The following is a 15,861-nucleotide window of genomic DNA, read 5'->3' on the forward strand; positions in this document are numbered from 1 at the left end:
ACTTCCACCGCCTTCTAGATTTTATGCCCCTGTTTGTTTTCTGGTAAAGCCGTGGTACCTGGTTCCTTGGAATGTTAGCTCGCCGACATCGCCTTCTGCCAGCTGTCCATATTGACCTCCATTGACCCCAAATTCCATTCTGTCACCACTTTCTACCTGAAAGGTTACATAATACCATGTACTTGAATGATGGTCATTCCCACCGCCACTTACTTCCGTTCTTTTCGACACCACAATAGCATTTACATTTAAGCGTGGCTGCTTATTATTGTTACTCCACTCGCTAATTCCTTTAATAATGGTAAATAAAATAATTCCAGCGATTAAAATAAAAAATATTGGGAAAATGAATTGCATGATATTAAACATATCGAACCCCTCATTAAAATCCATCCCTTTTTCCCCCTTTTATCTTGATCTTTTCTTTAGTTTATAAATACGTATTATTATAGAATTTCGTTTCAAGTTTTATAAATTATTATTAATATAACAACTTCACCACCACTAAAGGATAAGAGAAAATGTTCCAATGTACTCGTCTATTATAAACTCTGGAATTCTCCGAAAAAAGAATATTACAAAAATTCTTTTTTTTGGTTAAAAATTACGATAGGTTCTGAAGAAGAACATATGTTATGCTTAAATATATATATATTTTCTAATAAGATGGTGAAACAGTGGAACGGATCATTTTATTTGACGGTATTTGTAATCTTTGCAACAGCAGTGTGCAATTTATTATAAAAAGGGACCCATCTGGAAAGTTTAAATTTACCTCCCTTCAAGGTGAAATGGGTCAAAAATTATTAAAAAAGCATGGAATAAGAACTGATATTAACAGCTTTGTTTTGATTGAGAATGAAAAAATATATGTTAAATCAAATGCAGCTTTATGCGTTGGTAAACAATTAAACGGAGCTTGGAAACTGGTCTCGGTATTTTTCATCATCCCCTGGACCATTCGCGACTATCTATACGATATCATTGCAAAAAATCGATATAAATGGTTTGGAAAAAAAGAAAGCTGCATGCTCCCCTCACCAGAATGGAAAAACAGATTCCTAGAATAATCAATTGAAAAAATAATGGTGATTAACACCATTTCTACTACCGAAATTTATAACATGTAGAAAAGCTAAAAAGAGGCCCGAAATTATTACAGCCTCCCTTCCTTCCATTGAACATTAAATATGGTGTTGCTTGCCCCTTCATATTAAACACTCCTTCATTTTTAATAACCTCTTGATATTTTAATACTTCCCTAAATAAAGACCAAATTAGTCCATTAAATAATATAAAAAAAAAGAACCTTCGAGATAAATTCAAAGGTTCAAACGAGAACTTCCTGTTCAAGGCTAAGTTCTCAACATTAGGAGGTCTAAACTCAGAAGAATTTAAACATTTATATTTTATCATTTTCATAATATTCATTCAATAGATTAAAGCTGTAAAGGGAAAAAGTAATCCAAAAGACATAGGTATTTTACTTATGCCCTAAACCTGAGAAGTATTGCTCGTAATATATAAAACTAGAGAAATTACCTGCCTAAACAACAAACATGCGAATTCGAATGAATACATGTATTTTTATGAATTAGTCTATACATGGAGTAATAAAATAAATATTTCCTTGTTGACATACATGTATATACAAGTTAAAATGAAACCGTAAACAAAACTTGTATATACAAGCAGTATCATTAAATGTAAACGTACACATCGCCTGTATATAAAAATTAGATTAAAAACTGGGAGTAATCCCATTTTACAGGGGGAAAGAAAGATGGACAAATACACAGATCCTTCGAAAGAGCTTTTACACCACATTGGGGGTAAAGAAAACATAGCAGCAGTTACCCATTGTGTTACAAGAATGAGATTTGTTTTACATGATCCAAGCAAAGCAGACATAAAAGAAATTGAATCCATTAAACTTGTAAAGGGTACATTTACCCAATCCGGACAATTCCAAGTCATTATCGGAAATGAAGTCTCCAGCTTTTACAACGAATTTGTCAAAATTGCCGGAGTAGATGGTACATCAAAAGAAGAAGCAAAAGTGGCAGCAAAAAAGAATATGAACTGGCTTCAACGGATGATTGCCCATCTTGCAGACATTTTTACACCACTAATTCCTGCACTCGTTGTAGGGGGTTTAATCCTCGGCTTCAGAAATGTGATCGGTGACATCAAGTTACTGGATGGCGGAACAAAAACCATTGTCGAGGTATCCCAATTCTGGGCCGGTGTTCACTCGTTCCTTTGGCTGATTGGTGAAGCCGTATTCCACTTCCTTCCTGTCGGAATTACTTGGTCGGTCACAAAGAAAATGGGTGGTTCACAAATTTTAGGTATCGTCTTAGGTATCACACTTGTATCACCACAATTGATGAACGCTTATGGAGTAGCCGGTGCCAAAGATATTCCAGTATGGGATTTCGGTTTTGCCCAAATTAAGATGATTGGATATCAAGCTCAAGTAATCCCAGCGATTTTAGCCGGATTATTACTAGCTTTCTTAGAAACTAGACTTCGGAAAATAGTACCAAATTCAATATCAATGATTGTTGTACCGTTCTTTGCCTTAATTCCAACAGTATTAATCGCTCATACAGTATTAGGCCCTATCGGCTGGAGTATCGGTTCTTGGATTTCACATGTAGTTTACTCTAGCTTAACATCTTCATTTGGCTGGGTATTTGCGGCAATCTTTGGATTTGCTTATGCACCACTTGTTATAACAGGTCTCCACCACATGACTAATGCGATTGACCTTCAGCTTATGAGTGAGATGGGCGGAACAAACTTATGGCCAATGATTGCCCTATCCAATATTGCTCAAGGTTCAGCAGTTCTTGCGATGATTTATATTAACCGTAAAAATCAAGAAGAAAAGCAAGTATCCATTCCTGCTGCTATCTCTTGTTACTTAGGGGTTACAGAGCCGGCCATGTTCGGGATTAACTTGAAATACGGCTTCCCGTTCCTTGCTGCGATGATCGGTTCTATGATTGCAGCTGTTATTTCCGTGGGTAGTGATGTCATGGCGAACTCAATTGGTGTCGGTGGTCTTCCAGGATTCCTTTCTATCCAGCCGCAGCATATGATGATGTTTGCGATTGCCATGGTTGTAGCAATTGTCGTACCATTCATTCTGACAATCATATTTGCTAAAACGGGAATGAATAAATTTTCTTTTAAAAAATAAAAGCGAAAATGTCCGTGTAGCGCATATGGACAGGAGCTAGAAATGACCAAATAACTAGCCTACGGTGCTGAACCTGGACATCTATCTAAGTCGAAAATTTATTCTCAGTAAATAAAAAATAGTATCAAAAACTCCTAATTAAGGAGGGAGATTACCTCCCTCCTTTTCCCCATTAGAGAACTCTATATATTTAGGAAGGTGTTTGAAATGTCAACAGCATGGTGGAAAAAAGCAGTCGTTTATCAAATCTATCCAAAAAGCTTTAATGACACTACCGGAAATGGTACCGGTGATATCCAAGGCATTATTGAAAAACTAGACTACTTAAAAGAACTTGGGGTAGATGTCCTCTGGCTCACTCCAATCTATCAATCTCCACAAAGTGATAACGGTTATGATATTAGCGATTACTACTCGATTCACGAAGATTATGGAACAATGGAAGACTTTGACAGACTTCTTGCTGAAGCGCATAAACGCGGCTTAAAAATTCTAATGGATATTGTTATAAACCATACTTCTACAGAGCATAATTGGTTCAAACAAGCTAAATCCTCCAAGGATAATCCCTACCGTGACTTTTATATTTGGAAGGATGGCAAAAATGGCGAGCCTCCGACAAACTGGGAGTCTAAATTTGGGGGATCTGCTTGGGAGTATGATGAAACGACAGAACAATTTTATCTGCATTTGTTCGATGTTACACAAGCAGATTTAAACTGGGAAAATGAAAAGGTTCGCGAAACATTGTATGAAATGATGCATTTTTGGCTAAAAAAAGGGGTCGATGGCTTTCGTTTGGATGTCATAAATTTAATTTCAAAAGACCAGCACTTCCCTCTGGACGACAGCGATGGACGCAAATTTTATACTGACGGTCCAAGAATCCATGAATTTTTACATGAAATGAACGAAAAAGTCTTTTCTCAATACAACATCATGACGGTTGGGGAAATGTCTTCTACTTCCATTGATAATTGCATTAAATACACTAACCCTAAACAAGAGGAATTGAATATGACGTTCAGTTTCCATCACTTGAAGGTTGATTATCCAAATGGCGATAAATGGACGAAAGCAGAATTTGATTTTCAATCGTTGAAACAGATTTTGTCAAAATGGCAAATAGAAATGAATCAAGGCGGCGGGTGGAATGCACTTTTCTGGTGTAATCATGACCAGCCCCGAGTTGTCTCTCGTTTCGGAAATGACAAGAAGTATCACAAGAAATCGGCCAAAATGCTGGCTACCGCCCTTCATATGATGCAAGGAACCCCTTATATTTATCAGGGAGAGGAATTCGGAATGACCAACCCGAATTTTAACTCAATCAATGATTATCGCGACGTTGAATCTTTGAATATTTTTAATATCAAAAAAAGTGAAGGATTGACTGAACAAGAGATTATTGAAATCCTAAAACAAAAATCTCGGGATAATTCAAGAACACCTGTACAGTGGAACGCTGGCAAAAACGCGGGCTTCACGACAGGAACACCTTGGATTCAAACGGCAGCAAACTTTAATAAAATAAATGCGGAAAATGCCATACAGGATCCAGACTCTATTTTTTATCACTACCAAAAGTTAAATCGACTAAGAAAAGAATATAACGTGGTAACCGATGGTGCTTTCGAGATTATTCTTGATGATAATGAAGACATTTTTGCATATGTAAGAACAAACGAATCGGAAAAATTACTAGTTATCAACAATTTTTATGACAAAGCAAGAACAATCTCCCTCCCTAAGCAATTAAAGCTTGAAGACTATAAGAGCAAGATGTTACTCTCTAATTATGACGATTCTGGCCTCCGAGGAAAGGATATTCTACTTAGGCCGTATGAATCAATTGTGTACTACTTGAAAAAATGAACGGAGATTTCCTTATGACAAAAAAGTACCTAACCATCTATAACAGTATTGTCGAGCAAATTAAAAGTGGGGAAATTCCACAGCAGACGCTTCTCCCCTCTGAAAACGAATTAAAGGACCAATTCAACACATCAAGGGAAACCATTCGAAAGGCGTTAAATCTGCTCTCACAAAATGGTTATATTCAAAAAGTTAGAGGAAAAGGTTCGATTGTCATTGACATCAGCAAATTTGATTTTCCGGTTTCAGGCTTAGTAAGTTTTAAAGAACTGGCAAGTAAAATGGGCAGTAAACCGAAAACGATCGTCAACGAGTTATCATTAATCAAGCCTGATGGTTTTATTCGGCAGCAGCTCCAGCTTGGAAGTAAAGACCTTATCTGGAAAGTAGTCCGTACGCGAGAAATGGGCGGCGAGAAAATCATTTTAGATAAGGATTTTTTATCTAACAAGTACGTCCCTTCATTAACTGAAGAGATCTGTGCCGACTCGATTTATCAATATCTTGAAAATGAATTAAACTTAACTATAAGCTTTGCAAAAAAAGAAATTGTCGTGGCCGAGCCTACAACAGAGGACCGTACCCTGCTGGATCTTGAAGGCTTTCACAATGTGGTCGTCATCAAAAACTTTGTTTACTTGGAGGATGCTACCCTTTTCCAATACACAGAATCACGGCACCGCCCTGATAAATTTCGTTTTGTTGACTTCGCAAGGAGAACTCACAAATCTTAAATCCAACCAGGAGCTACCTGTTACTAAAAAGTTCCGATAACGTGGTGAAAAACAAATCACATATAAATAACGTTGATTTAACAACAATATATTTAGCATATAAAAAAGCTTGGGGTAATCCAAGTCTTTTTTTGTTTCCATAAATAAGTCTTATTCTTGTCGTGCCCCATGCTAATGATTTTACTAATCTCATCCTCTGTTAAGATCCCTCATTTTTAATATCCTTATATTAAGAAATATTTCTTCGGAACAAACAAAGAAAATTCTAAAGAAATTCTGAAGTTGAGTAGAACAAATAGAAACACCTACGGCGCCTTTCAAATTGAAGAATATTCGTGCCCCCTAAACGTGCCCAAACGTAAAAAAACACGTCCAATTTGACGTGTTCATAATTGCGTTTCTATATTGGATTTTCGAAACTCACTTTTCCATTTCGGGTGACAAGCCCAAACTTACTTAATGGTTTTAATTATTTCCAGTATTCGGCTGATCAATTACATCAGGGTGAATATAATTCGTACTGTTCACAACGGTATTAGTGATAGCCCCTATTCCTATGTTAACTGCTCCAGACCCAGCAAACACCTTCGATACATCCTTAGGTGTTAAAAAAAAGGAATCGCCGAATTTGACATTACCATTTGTAACGACGTTATGAATTTGTAATGGTCCACGAATAGTTACAGGCATTAGAAACAACCTTCCATTTAAAATTATTTTCAATAAATTATTTTCAATAACTTATGCTTTGCTCCCTGTCATTGTTCTTTTTTCGGGTACAGCTATAAAACTAGAAGTACGAAGCCGAATAGTGATGGGGTGTAAGGCACTTATAATGTTCCCGAAATTGGCTGATCAGTTACACTGGAGTTAATGAAAATTGTATTGTTTGCAGCCGTACTTGTCATAACCCAAATTGCTGTGTTAAATGATCCAGCTCCACTAGGCGTTTTACTTGCAACCTTCGGTGATACAACAAGGCTATCACCAAATTCGACCACACCATTTGCACTGATTGTAGTAATTTGTATGGGTCCAAAAATATTTGCAGGCATTGGCAGGCATCCTTTCAGTTAGGTTTATTTTAATCTATGCTTTCATCCCTGTCTTTGTTCTTCTACTTTGGAGGTACTGCCCAAAAAAAGAGATATGCCATGAAACATAATAAAACTAATTGGCATACATTAGAGTATAAATTGGTAAAGGAAGTTGATTAAAATGATTGGTTATGACCGAGATAATATTGATATAGACGAAATTTCAGGAGGAGTCGTTAATTTTGACGGTTCACTAGTTATTTCTCCAAAAACTGCTTCAAAAAGTGCCTTTGGTGCAGGTTCCAATAACACTGCAGTTTTCAATATTGCTATTACTGGTACAAATTTAACGAATACGTATGCAATTGATTTCTTGGACCAACAAGTAAGTGGCAATCTCTAAAATAAGCGAAAAAAATTAGTGCAATAAGCAAAGCCGGAACCTGTTCGCATGCAGGAGTCCGGCTTTCTTATGTAAAAGGTTCGAATCCGCACTTTGTTAACCTTACATAAATCAAAAAAATCCCAGTGCTATTTTGATGGGAAATTCGTTAAAAAAAGGGTGATACATCTAATATTATGAAAAAAATGGTAAGCGGTTCGTAGCAAAAGAAAATGGTCCGACTGTAACCAAGTAAAAATTCCAAAATTAACTACAAACCAACCGAATTTTCTATTAAAGGAATAGTATGAAGTGGGAATAGAGCCTTTCCAACTTTAATAAGATTTTCATAAAGTCTATCATCTTCTAAATTGCTTGTATTAAAAATTATTATGATTTTTAGAACTCCTACCACCCTTCTTCAACTCTTGCACCCGGTAGTTTAATGGTCACTTGGCTTTTTGCTCCTTCATATAAAAAGCCACGTATTTACAGATCAAAAGGGTCAGTAGAACCATTTTTATGAATATAAAGATCCCATATATCAATAATAAAAAAAGGTACTTTTTAACTTTGGAAGGAGATGGTTTTATGAAAAAATTATTGTTGAAGGGATTTATTTTTTAATTTCCTCTAAACATGGTAGCTGGAACAACCAGTGCTTACGCAAAACCGCAGGTACAATGCATTAGCCAATCTGAGGTAAAGTTCGAAAATCAATTTAGGAGACTTTGGATTGATCATGTATTGTGGACAAGTAATTATATTACAAGTGCAACAACAGCTGGAGCGGAGGATCAAAAACTGGTACTGACTAGGCTTCTAAAAAATCAGGAGGATATTGGTAATGCTGTAAAGCCACTATACGGAGAGAAAGCTGGCAACAAACTTACGGATTTGCTTAAGGAGCATATTGTTATTGCGGGAAAGATTGTAGATGCGGGTAAAAGCGGAAATGAAGCCTTGGTGAAACAGCTAAACAAAGAATGGTATAGAAATGCAGATGAAATAGCAGCTTTCCTTAGCGGTGCCAACCCCTATTTGAAAAATGAGGATCTAAAAAATTTGCTGTATGCACATCTGAAATTAGTGACAAATGATTTATCTGCAAGCTTAGCAAAAGATTGGAACGCAAGAATCGTTTCAATTGACGAAGGTGTCACACATATTATCCTAATGGCAGATACTATCTCTGCAGGAGTTGTAAAGCAATTTCCGGATAAGTTTAAAAAATAATCTTAAGAATCCTCCAGCATTCTGCTGGAGATTTTTTCATTATGAGGGGCATTTTCTCACATTTATACAACTGGTTTTAAACAAATACCGCAGCTGGTTACGTAACTGCATTATTGAATAAACACTGACTGATTTTAAAATTAACGATAGTTATGCGATTTGGATACTTTCCCCTAACAATATGATAAGGGTTATAATCGACAATATAGATAAAAACACTTTTCTGTCTGAAAAAGACTCGAAAACTTTATAAAAAATCATAACATAAGAAAAGCAAGGTGAATAAATTCACTGTACTTTATTTTTTCTAAATAAACCTAATTCGTTATTGCAATTAGAAAAAGCCACCAAAATGGCAGTTGGATCTTTAACTCTTACACCCATAAATAAAATAAGTTCATCCAGAAATTTCTAGTTGAATCCATTAATTCACCATCGGTCTACTATTTGGCGAATAATTCAGCATATCACCCACCGGCATCATACTTCTTACTCCTTTTTCTTTTAGGTAAAATCTACCCATCCACCCGAACCGGTTATAAATAAGCCGCATTATCTTTCTTGATTATGGTACGATGAATTGTAAATCTTGGAAAACCCCAATATTGCTGGTTTATTATTTTTTAGATAATTGATGCAAGGTAGGATCTGTAAACTTTTTCCTTTTGCGATATAAGATCTATAAACCTACCGAGTTAATAATTCCATAATATACTAGGTCTTCATATCGATTTTCTTTCCAAACATGGTCAATTAATATCCCTTCTTTTTTCATGCCTAATTTTTGCATAACTCTCCCTGAAGCTGGATTTGAATTAAAGTAACGAGCAAATACTTTATGGTATTGTTTTTCAGCAAATGCAAATTGTAATATTGCTTCCGCTGCCTCTGTAGCATATCCTTTTCCCCAAAATTCTTCACCAATCCAATAGGCAATTTCACCATTATTAAACATTTGGTTGTTAGATAAAGCTATTGCTCCAAATAATTCTCCACTTTCTTTATCTGTTATTGCAAATTCATATGATTTATTAGCATTAAAATTATCAAGATGACGTTCAATCCACGACAAAGCATCCTCTAAAGAGTATGGATAAGGTAGGGACAATGTACTTTTATAAATATTATAATTATTACAAAGTTTAGAAACAGGTGCTGCATCAGATTTTTGAAATAGTCTTAGTACTAGCCTTTTAGTGGTAATTGTTTTATTTTGATTGTCATATATCATAAAAATCCTCCATACATCATATGAGATAGTGGCCAGACTTAAAAATCAAGTAGCGGTTAGTGTAATAAATTTAAAATAATCATTAACAAGATAGATATTGATAAGAAGCCAGCTAGAAAATACCCAAAATATTTTAATGGTTTTGGCAACTTTTTTACTGAATCCTTGGTAATATCTGCAGCATTTCCTTCTATCTTGTTTATGTGGTCTATTACATCATTAAATGGTTTATTTTCTTCTTTCATACAAACACCCCTTCGCTATATTCTTACATATATTAATTTTATAATTATATTAATTGTAAATACTTGTTGAACCTGCAGCTTAATAAGGTACATAAAAAAGATAGTCAATCCTTCACGGATCAACGCCATCTTTAGATTAAATGTATAATTTCACAATTAATCAAGAACCCCCCACTGCTACTTAACCAAGCATGTCTCCCCTTTTTCATCAAACGCATGCTTAAAATCAAATGCAAAAGGAGTGGGTCCATTCTGAATATAATAGTTGTATCTCTTGAAAGCCTCATCCCATGAGATATCCTTCAGCTTCTCTGTCCACCACACAACATATGAAAGGTGTTTCTCTTGATAAGACTCCATCCATTTGCCCCTATCTCGCAACGCTTGCATATGCTTACCTGAATAGGTAAAACGATATAAGGATTGAAGGCTTTTCCAAACCGTTAGAGTAATAATAGGGGAACCATCCCCCTTTTTGACTTCTTCAGGAAAAGGGACTCCATTAGATGAAAATGCCTCTATAAGTTGTCCTGATTTATTTGCCTGACGAAATACTTCATATCCCACTTCAAAAAATTCACGAGAGGCAGGGTGGTCATAGGGGTGATTTAACCTACCAACAGTATAGATTGAAACTAAAGCCATAAACAGACCTCCATCTACAGTTTTTACCTATTTATATTCAAGGAAGTTGGTTTCTCATAACTAATTCTTTGTCAAGCAATAGTTACAAGGTATTTACATATTCTTATATTACAGCTATAAATAAGCAACAATACGGAAAAACTAGCCAAAAGCAGGCAAATATTCCCCTGTATATGTATTTGATTACAATTTCTATTTTACTATAAATAACCATTTTTGGTATATTACTAAGGATTTATCCTGTTTTCAAACTTTGTTAGCAAATTTATTAGACTCCCATTCAACCTGTTCCGTTACTTCAATAAGGAAAAGCGATGCTTCTTTATAGAAAAATCGCCCCCGTAAGCTGAGTAAGAATTAGGTGGAATTCTTCTTATTTAAGATGTTTGTCCAATCAAAAAAATGTAATCTTTTTTAATCCAGATTGGAAAATGCTTTTAAGGGAAGATTTTGCTACAATATTCGTAACTAGTTGACGAGGTGAAGTTTATGTGCGGCCGTTTCACACTAACAGCAACTTTCGAAGAAATCATTAATCATTTCGATATTCAATCCTTCCTAGAGGAAGAGCTTTATTCTCCAAGCTATAATATTGCCCCTTCACAGTCGGTTTTAGCGGTAATAAATGATGGAAGGGTGAATCGGATGGGATTCCTTAAATGGGGGTTAGTCCCTCCATGGGCAAAAGATTTATCGGTTGGTAATAAAATGATCAATGCCAGAGCTGAAACAATTTCAGAAAAACCAAGCTTTCGGAATGCCTTCAAAAAGAAACGCTGTATCGTCATAGCTGATAGCTTTTATGAATGGAAACGCCATGAAGATAAAACCAAAACCCCAATGCGGATAAAACTTAAGTCGAATGAATTGTTTGCCATGGCAGGAATCTGGGAGGGCTGGAAGTCACCAGATGGTAAAACACTCTATACTTGTTCTGTGATCACAACCGGTCCCAATGAATTAATGAAAGATATTCACGACCGCATGCCTGCGATTTTGAAACGAGAAGATGAAAAAATTTGGCTGGATACAGCAATTTCTGATACTACACGTCTAAAACCATTGCTTGTCCCTTTCGATGAAAATGAAATGGAGACATATGAAGTCTCTTCCTTAGTCAACTCACCTAAAAATAACTCGATTGAGCTTATTCAAAAAATTTGTTAGCGCCCTTTTTTTTAAAAGATTTAAAAAATGGACATGTTCACTACATGCACGTACAAGCTTGAACATATGCTGTACTAACCCATAAAAGTTTTCCTTCTTTCGAAAGTGGCCTCCACCACTTTCTTTTTTTTGTTCAAACTCATGCACCAACGAGGTGGTCTTATTATCCACTCCAAAGAATATATTTGTAAAAATACATGGAATCTGCATTTTCTCTAGAGATTGAAAGGAGAATAAAATGTTTTTTATCCCAACCAAAGTCAATATCGAAAGCATGAAAATAAACAGTGCTAGTCATAAATGTGCTGTTTCAGTTGGACCAACCTTTTTAAAAAATATAAATGTTGCCGGAAAAAAAAACCAAGGTTTTGGCCAACAAATGGCGGATTTTTCGATTGCCGCAGTTCCCATAAACATTGTTTTTGATGATGAAATCATTGATATCCCCTCGATGAAAAGAAATCATGCATAGGGAGTGATTTTTTTGAATATCGCACCAATGGCGATCAATTTTTTAGGATTTAAAGTAAATGTTATTGATAATTCCTCCTTAGTCAATTTGGGTCCTAACCAATTTATTGATCAGTTAGTTTCCTATAAAAGAAACCAGGGAATTGGTGAACAAAATGGAGATATATCACCTATTAATATCCCCATTACATGGTTGAATGACACTGATGTAGCGGATAGCAATACAGCTAAAAACAGTATTATATAAATGTTGTTAGGGGTGATTTTGTTGATTTTTGCGCCTATGGTGGTTAATTTTGGGGATCTAAAAGTCAATGTATTCGACAACGGTTCCGTGATGAATATGGGGCCAAACCAGTTTATTGATCAGTTTGTTTCTTATAAACGTAACCAAGGATATGGTGAACAAAATGGCGATTTTGTCCCAATGATTATCCCAATCTCCTATATTTACGATTCTGACTTTAGTGACAGTTTGGTTGAGAAGAATAGTATTATTTAATTGACTGGATTTATCCAAAATAGCCCAGGGGACCTCATTAAAAAGAAGTCCCCTGTATCTTTTATTATCAAGGAACGCATCCGATCAAAAGAGTTCGGAAAAATTGAAGTCTTTTTAACCAAGAGGGTTTCACTTTTCCTTTTGAGCGTTCCACCATTCTCTTACATCAAAAATACCATTAACATCATTCTTTGATTTTTCAAATACTTCTACTGATTCATTTGTGGAATAGGAAAAAATATAATGTGTGGGCGTTTCGCTTAAAATTCGAAAGGAACTAATTTCACCATCTTGCATTTCGACCATATATACTTTGCCATTCAGAATCTCATTAGTAAGCGCTAAATTTTTCATTTAATTCTCCCCTCTAAATAACCTATAATTTCAATTTAACAGAAAAATGGTTATTAAACTTAATGAAAATCGAAAAATAAATGAAATAACGATGGAGTGATTCATTATCACAAATAGATAAATTATAAAAGCATCCTCGAGTTTTAATTAGAAAAATAATAATAATAATTTCCTTCTCTTATAAAACCAATTTTTTCATAGAGTCTTTGTGCTGTCGTGTTATCCTTGGCAGTTTCTAACAAAACTCCTTTTGCCCCTGTTTCCTTAGCAAATTCAATCGCCGTTTTCATTAATTTCTCTCCCACTCCTTGTCCACGGGCAGTTTCCTTTACAAATAAATCATTTAATACCCATGACCGCTGCATACTCACACTTGAAAACGACGGATAGAGCTGAACAAAACCAAGCGACTCATGTCCATTAAGAGCGATAAACACTACGGACTCTTCTTTCAAGATTCTTTCCGTTAAAAACTTCCTCGCACTATTCACATCAGACTTTTGGTTATAAAACACCCTGTACAAATTAAATAATTCCGTTAAAGAATCGAGTTCGTTTATGGTTACTTTTTGGATCAGCATATTGTTTCCTCCTGTCTTAAATATAGTGAATTGCTAAAATCTAAAATACTAACTTATTTTCCATGTAGAACTGGATATACAAGATGCTCTTCTCCCTTTTTTACATATACATCATATTGTGTATTATCCTTAGAATGCACGGCGTCTCTGAAATTTAGCGGCGTTATTGTTTTATATTTAACACCTGCACTTTTTAACTTTGCAGCTATTGCAAAATACGTATCATATCCAAAAGCAGTATAGATCAATGTCCATTTCCTATTTAACATCAATTTAACAATTGAAATAATTAATGTAAATAAAATAAGAACAAATAATACTTGATACATATTCCACCCCCTCGCACGTCCTGCTAAACCTATCAACAACCTATTCACTTCTGTTCCTTATTTACTATTCTTTAAGTTTCATTTAATTCCTTTTTAGATGCTCATAATTTTAATGTTCAAAGAAAAAAGCCTTGAATTACTAAGGCAATTTCCTAAAGCGGCAGAGCATATCACCAAATTATATTCTTTCTATATTTTAATTATTGATATTTCTTATAGAAGGTTGACTTCGGTTAAATAGTGGGAAATCCGCCATCCCTACATATCCAACACCCATAGGAATTCTCTATGCCTGTCTCAATGCCCACAATGCCCTGGGAATCCTACCCAGCTCATTCCTACGTTAAAATGTCTCAAATCATACATTTGAGCCCATCTCCTTTATATAGGTTACTGTCTAGACTATGTTGAAACAATGGAAAGGCATGGGCGGATTTGGTGTTTTTCATAATAAATTATGTGGTGGTGTCACTTACCAGTATGGTTCTTATTAAATTACACCCTAAAAATACAGCATTAAGCTGCATATTCTCAGCTTCGATCATCTTAGTGTATATTCAAGCAGCCATGCCGGTAGTGGTCCTTGGTTTCCACTTCTCCTATCCTGTTCAATTTGATCCTCCCCCTTTTTTTTCCATGATGCCATCCTCTCTGAAAAGTCTTCGCTTTCTGCAGTAAACACTGTAATGTCCGTAATAGTAGGGGGATAGGGGCTTTTTCTAATATGATTTTGAAGCTTTATCATCACTTTTTCATAGTCCATATTCGAGCAAAATTCAAACCATCGGAGTATCGTATCATCTTTTGTTATACAGGAAGAATAAACAGATTCTATTAACACCAATAATTTGATTAATTCTTGCTTAGTCATTTTTTTCACTCCTTCAATCGATGCCCACTGTATCATACGTGCCCCCTTTTTATTCTTAGTTTCTAGTATTGACCAAAAATTAGAAAAGAGCACAAAAGCTGTGCTCTTTTTTGATAATTGGGTATTTTCCTTATCGATTAACGATAAAAAATACCGGCGTTAAAAATCTTAGTTAATTCAATGATCGAATGGCAAATTTTGAATTTTTAATGTGATAAAAATTAAAGTGTATATAGTCTTCTGTTAAGTTGAAATTTATCTCGATATAATCCCCATAATATTTTGTTAATTCTATTTATCTCATCTCTACCAATTAATAAATCTAATTTTATCTTCAAACATGCAATATTCTTTTTTGGAAATTCAAATAATCTACATGTTCATCTTCTCGGGATTAAGGTTTTGTAAAAATTTTATTTGAAATCGATCAACTAATTTAAAAATAAGGTACCCAAAACAAGCACCTATAACATTACAAAGAATATCGTCAACATCGACAGTACGACCGCGCCCGCCGGCTAATAGTTCAAAAAACTGAATAAATTCGATACTAACTGAGATGAAAAATCCTAGGATAACAGTTCTCTTAATATTTTTTCTAAATAATATGGGTACAAAAAATCCTAAAGGCATTAATAATAAAATATTGCCCCCTACATTTCTAACAATTAGACTAATCATGAACACGGTATCACCATCATAAGCTATGCCTATTGATCTGATATCTTTAATAATAGATACAAGCGGAATTAGATTAATACCATACTTAATATTTTCCCAATGAAAATCAATCCACAATGCCAATGGAAAAAGTGTTACGGATATAACCATTAGCAAGTACAAAACAAAGAGAAAGTAAAATATTTCCTTTAACCAATATACTATTTTTTTGTTTTTATGTTTTAGTCCTAAAAAAATCCCACGCCCAATAATATAACAGATCACGCCAAGAAAAATAATGAAACTGCCATTAAGTAAAATCATGCGTTTTTT

Annotated in this window: 21 protein-coding genes; 10 read left to right on the forward strand and 11 right to left on the reverse strand. The window is 34.9% G+C overall.

All coding sequences use genetic code 11. From position 1 onward, the window contains the following. Positions 1–21 precede the first annotated feature (21 nt). Positions 22–393: a DUF2500 domain-containing protein gene (locus tag QNH20_RS13410; RefSeq protein WP_283918507.1), complete on the reverse strand. Its 372-nt coding sequence runs from the start codon at positions 391–393 to the stop codon at positions 22–24. A 284-nt stretch (positions 394–677) separates the two neighbouring features. On the opposite strand from QNH20_RS13410, the gene QNH20_RS13415 reads away from it, so the two are divergent. From QNH20_RS13415 to treR, 4 genes are all read left to right on the forward strand, one after another. Further along, positions 678–1,070 (forward strand): thiol-disulfide oxidoreductase DCC family protein, encoded by a 393-nt coding sequence (locus QNH20_RS13415; RefSeq protein ID WP_283918508.1) that lies wholly within the window; start codon positions 678–680, stop codon positions 1,068–1,070. 713 nt (positions 1,071–1,783) lie between these two features. Beyond that, positions 1,784–3,208, forward strand: a complete 1,425-nt coding sequence (gene treP / locus QNH20_RS13420) for a PTS system trehalose-specific EIIBC component (RefSeq protein WP_283918509.1) — start codon at positions 1,784–1,786, stop codon at positions 3,206–3,208. Between the two features lie 207 nt (positions 3,209–3,415). After that, positions 3,416–5,083: an alpha,alpha-phosphotrehalase gene (gene treC / locus QNH20_RS13425; protein WP_283918510.1), complete on the forward strand. Its 1,668-nt coding sequence runs from the start codon at positions 3,416–3,418 to the stop codon at positions 5,081–5,083. Positions 5,084–5,097: 14 nt separating this feature from the next. Beyond that, a complete protein-coding gene (gene treR, locus QNH20_RS13430; protein WP_283918511.1) occupies positions 5,098–5,817 on the forward strand; it encodes a trehalose operon repressor in 720 nt (239 codons plus the stop codon). Between the two features lie 465 nt (positions 5,818–6,282). Here the strand turns inward: treR and QNH20_RS13435 are convergent, their stop codons facing one another. Both QNH20_RS13435 and QNH20_RS13440 read right to left on the reverse strand, forming a co-directional pair. Further along, positions 6,283–6,507, reverse strand: a complete 225-nt coding sequence (locus QNH20_RS13435; protein ID WP_283918512.1) for a spore germination protein — start codon at positions 6,505–6,507, stop codon at positions 6,283–6,285. A gap of 140 nt (positions 6,508–6,647) precedes the next feature. After that, positions 6,648–6,872, reverse strand: coding sequence for a spore germination protein (locus QNH20_RS13440; protein WP_283918513.1), 225 nt, complete (start codon positions 6,870–6,872; stop codon positions 6,648–6,650). Between the two features lie 163 nt (positions 6,873–7,035). On the opposite strand from QNH20_RS13440, the gene QNH20_RS13445 reads away from it, so the two are divergent. After that, entirely contained in the window at positions 7,036–7,257 is a 222-nt protein-coding gene (locus tag QNH20_RS13445) for a spore germination protein (RefSeq protein ID WP_283918514.1), read from the forward strand. A gap of 618 nt (positions 7,258–7,875) precedes the next feature. After that, on the forward strand, positions 7,876–8,472 hold the full coding sequence (locus tag QNH20_RS13450; RefSeq protein ID WP_481857973.1) for a glycosyltransferase: 597 nt from the start codon (positions 7,876–7,878) through the stop codon (positions 8,470–8,472). A 679-nt stretch (positions 8,473–9,151) separates the two neighbouring features. Here the strand turns inward: QNH20_RS13450 and QNH20_RS13455 are convergent. From QNH20_RS13455 to QNH20_RS13465, 3 genes are all read right to left on the reverse strand, one after another. After that, entirely contained in the window at positions 9,152–9,703 is a 552-nt protein-coding gene (locus QNH20_RS13455; RefSeq protein WP_283918516.1) for a GNAT family N-acetyltransferase, read from the reverse strand. 56 nt (positions 9,704–9,759) lie between these two features. Continuing rightward, positions 9,760–9,948 (reverse strand): amino acid transporter, encoded by a 189-nt coding sequence (locus tag QNH20_RS13460; RefSeq protein WP_283918517.1) that lies wholly within the window; start codon positions 9,946–9,948, stop codon positions 9,760–9,762. 177 nt (positions 9,949–10,125) lie between these two features. Continuing rightward, positions 10,126–10,593, reverse strand: a complete 468-nt coding sequence (locus QNH20_RS13465) for a DUF3291 domain-containing protein (protein ID WP_283918518.1) — start codon at positions 10,591–10,593, stop codon at positions 10,126–10,128. 489 nt (positions 10,594–11,082) lie between these two features. On the opposite strand from QNH20_RS13465, the gene QNH20_RS13470 reads away from it, so the two are divergent. The 4 genes from QNH20_RS13470 to QNH20_RS13485 all read left to right on the forward strand — a co-directional run bounded on the left by QNH20_RS13470 (position 11,083) and on the right by QNH20_RS13485 (position 12,733). Then, positions 11,083–11,760 (forward strand): SOS response-associated peptidase, encoded by a 678-nt coding sequence (locus tag QNH20_RS13470; RefSeq protein ID WP_283918519.1) that lies wholly within the window; start codon positions 11,083–11,085, stop codon positions 11,758–11,760. 238 nt (positions 11,761–11,998) lie between these two features. Beyond that, positions 11,999–12,232 carry a hypothetical protein gene (locus tag QNH20_RS13475; RefSeq protein ID WP_283918520.1) on the forward strand — a complete coding sequence of 78 codons (234 nt, stop codon included), beginning with the start codon at positions 11,999–12,001 and terminating at the stop codon, positions 12,230–12,232. A gap of 3 nt (positions 12,233–12,235) precedes the next feature. After that, positions 12,236–12,478, forward strand: coding sequence for a hypothetical protein (locus QNH20_RS13480; RefSeq protein ID WP_481857974.1), 243 nt, complete (start codon positions 12,236–12,238; stop codon positions 12,476–12,478). A gap of 21 nt (positions 12,479–12,499) precedes the next feature. Then, complete coding sequence (locus QNH20_RS13485) at positions 12,500–12,733, forward strand: hypothetical protein (protein WP_283918522.1); 234 nt, start codon at positions 12,500–12,502, stop codon at positions 12,731–12,733. Positions 12,734–12,862: 129 nt separating this feature from the next. Here the strand turns inward: QNH20_RS13485 and QNH20_RS13490 are convergent, their stop codons facing one another. The 5 genes from QNH20_RS13490 to QNH20_RS13510 form a co-directional block, all read right to left on the reverse strand. Next, positions 12,863–13,087 carry a hypothetical protein gene (locus QNH20_RS13490; protein WP_283918523.1) on the reverse strand — a complete coding sequence of 75 codons (225 nt, stop codon included), beginning with the start codon at positions 13,085–13,087 and terminating at the stop codon, positions 12,863–12,865. A gap of 143 nt (positions 13,088–13,230) precedes the next feature. After that, the gene (locus QNH20_RS13495) at positions 13,231–13,668 is read right to left on the reverse strand and encodes a GNAT family N-acetyltransferase (protein ID WP_283918524.1); all 438 of its coding nucleotides are present in this window, start codon (positions 13,666–13,668) and stop codon (positions 13,231–13,233) included. A 53-nt stretch (positions 13,669–13,721) separates the two neighbouring features. Then, positions 13,722–13,997: a hypothetical protein gene (locus QNH20_RS13500; protein ID WP_283918525.1), complete on the reverse strand. Its 276-nt coding sequence runs from the start codon at positions 13,995–13,997 to the stop codon at positions 13,722–13,724. 541 nt (positions 13,998–14,538) lie between these two features. After that, on the reverse strand, positions 14,539–14,904 hold the full coding sequence (locus tag QNH20_RS13505; RefSeq protein WP_283918526.1) for a replicative helicase loader/inhibitor: 366 nt from the start codon (positions 14,902–14,904) through the stop codon (positions 14,539–14,541). A gap of 336 nt (positions 14,905–15,240) precedes the next feature. Next, positions 15,241–15,852: a VanZ family protein gene (locus QNH20_RS13510; RefSeq protein WP_283923411.1), complete on the reverse strand. Its 612-nt coding sequence runs from the start codon at positions 15,850–15,852 to the stop codon at positions 15,241–15,243. Positions 15,853–15,861 lie beyond the last annotated feature (9 nt).

Origin of the sequence: Neobacillus sp. WH10 (genome assembly GCF_030123405.1) — a bacterium.
Lineage (GTDB): Bacteria > Bacillota > Bacilli > Bacillales > Cytobacillaceae > Neobacillus.

Coding starts and splice junctions, on each gene's coding strand:
- QNH20_RS13410 (WP_283918507.1), bottom strand. CDS start 393: ATGGATTTTAATGAGGGGTTCGATATGTTTAATATCATGCAATTCATT.
- treP (WP_283918509.1), top strand. CDS start 1,784: ATGGACAAATACACAGATCCTTCGAAAGAGCTTTTACACCACATTGGG.
- treC (WP_283918510.1), top strand. CDS start 3,416: ATGTCAACAGCATGGTGGAAAAAAGCAGTCGTTTATCAAATCTATCCA.
- treR (WP_283918511.1), top strand. CDS start 5,098: ATGACAAAAAAGTACCTAACCATCTATAACAGTATTGTCGAGCAAATT.
- QNH20_RS13435 (WP_283918512.1), bottom strand. CDS start 6,507: ATGCCTGTAACTATTCGTGGACCATTACAAATTCATAACGTCGTTACA.
- QNH20_RS13440 (WP_283918513.1), bottom strand. CDS start 6,872: ATGCCTGCAAATATTTTTGGACCCATACAAATTACTACAATCAGTGCA.
- QNH20_RS13445 (WP_283918514.1), top strand. CDS start 7,036: ATGATTGGTTATGACCGAGATAATATTGATATAGACGAAATTTCAGGA.
- QNH20_RS13450 (WP_481857973.1), top strand. CDS start 7,876: ATGGTAGCTGGAACAACCAGTGCTTACGCAAAACCGCAGGTACAATGC.
- QNH20_RS13455 (WP_283918516.1), bottom strand. CDS start 9,703: ATGATATATGACAATCAAAATAAAACAATTACCACTAAAAGGCTAGTA.
- QNH20_RS13460 (WP_283918517.1), bottom strand. CDS start 9,948: ATGAAAGAAGAAAATAAACCATTTAATGATGTAATAGACCACATAAAC.
- QNH20_RS13465 (WP_283918518.1), bottom strand. CDS start 10,593: ATGGCTTTAGTTTCAATCTATACTGTTGGTAGGTTAAATCACCCCTAT.
- QNH20_RS13470 (WP_283918519.1), top strand. CDS start 11,083: ATGTGCGGCCGTTTCACACTAACAGCAACTTTCGAAGAAATCATTAAT.
- QNH20_RS13475 (WP_283918520.1), top strand. CDS start 11,999: ATGTTTTTTATCCCAACCAAAGTCAATATCGAAAGCATGAAAATAAAC.
- QNH20_RS13490 (WP_283918523.1), bottom strand. CDS start 13,087: ATGAAAAATTTAGCGCTTACTAATGAGATTCTGAATGGCAAAGTATAT.
- QNH20_RS13495 (WP_283918524.1), bottom strand. CDS start 13,668: ATGCTGATCCAAAAAGTAACCATAAACGAACTCGATTCTTTAACGGAA.
- QNH20_RS13500 (WP_283918525.1), bottom strand. CDS start 13,997: ATGTATCAAGTATTATTTGTTCTTATTTTATTTACATTAATTATTTCA.
- QNH20_RS13505 (WP_283918526.1), bottom strand. CDS start 14,904: ATGATACAGTGGGCATCGATTGAAGGAGTGAAAAAAATGACTAAGCAA.
- QNH20_RS13510 (WP_283923411.1), bottom strand. CDS start 15,852: ATGATTTTACTTAATGGCAGTTTCATTATTTTTCTTGGCGTGATCTGT.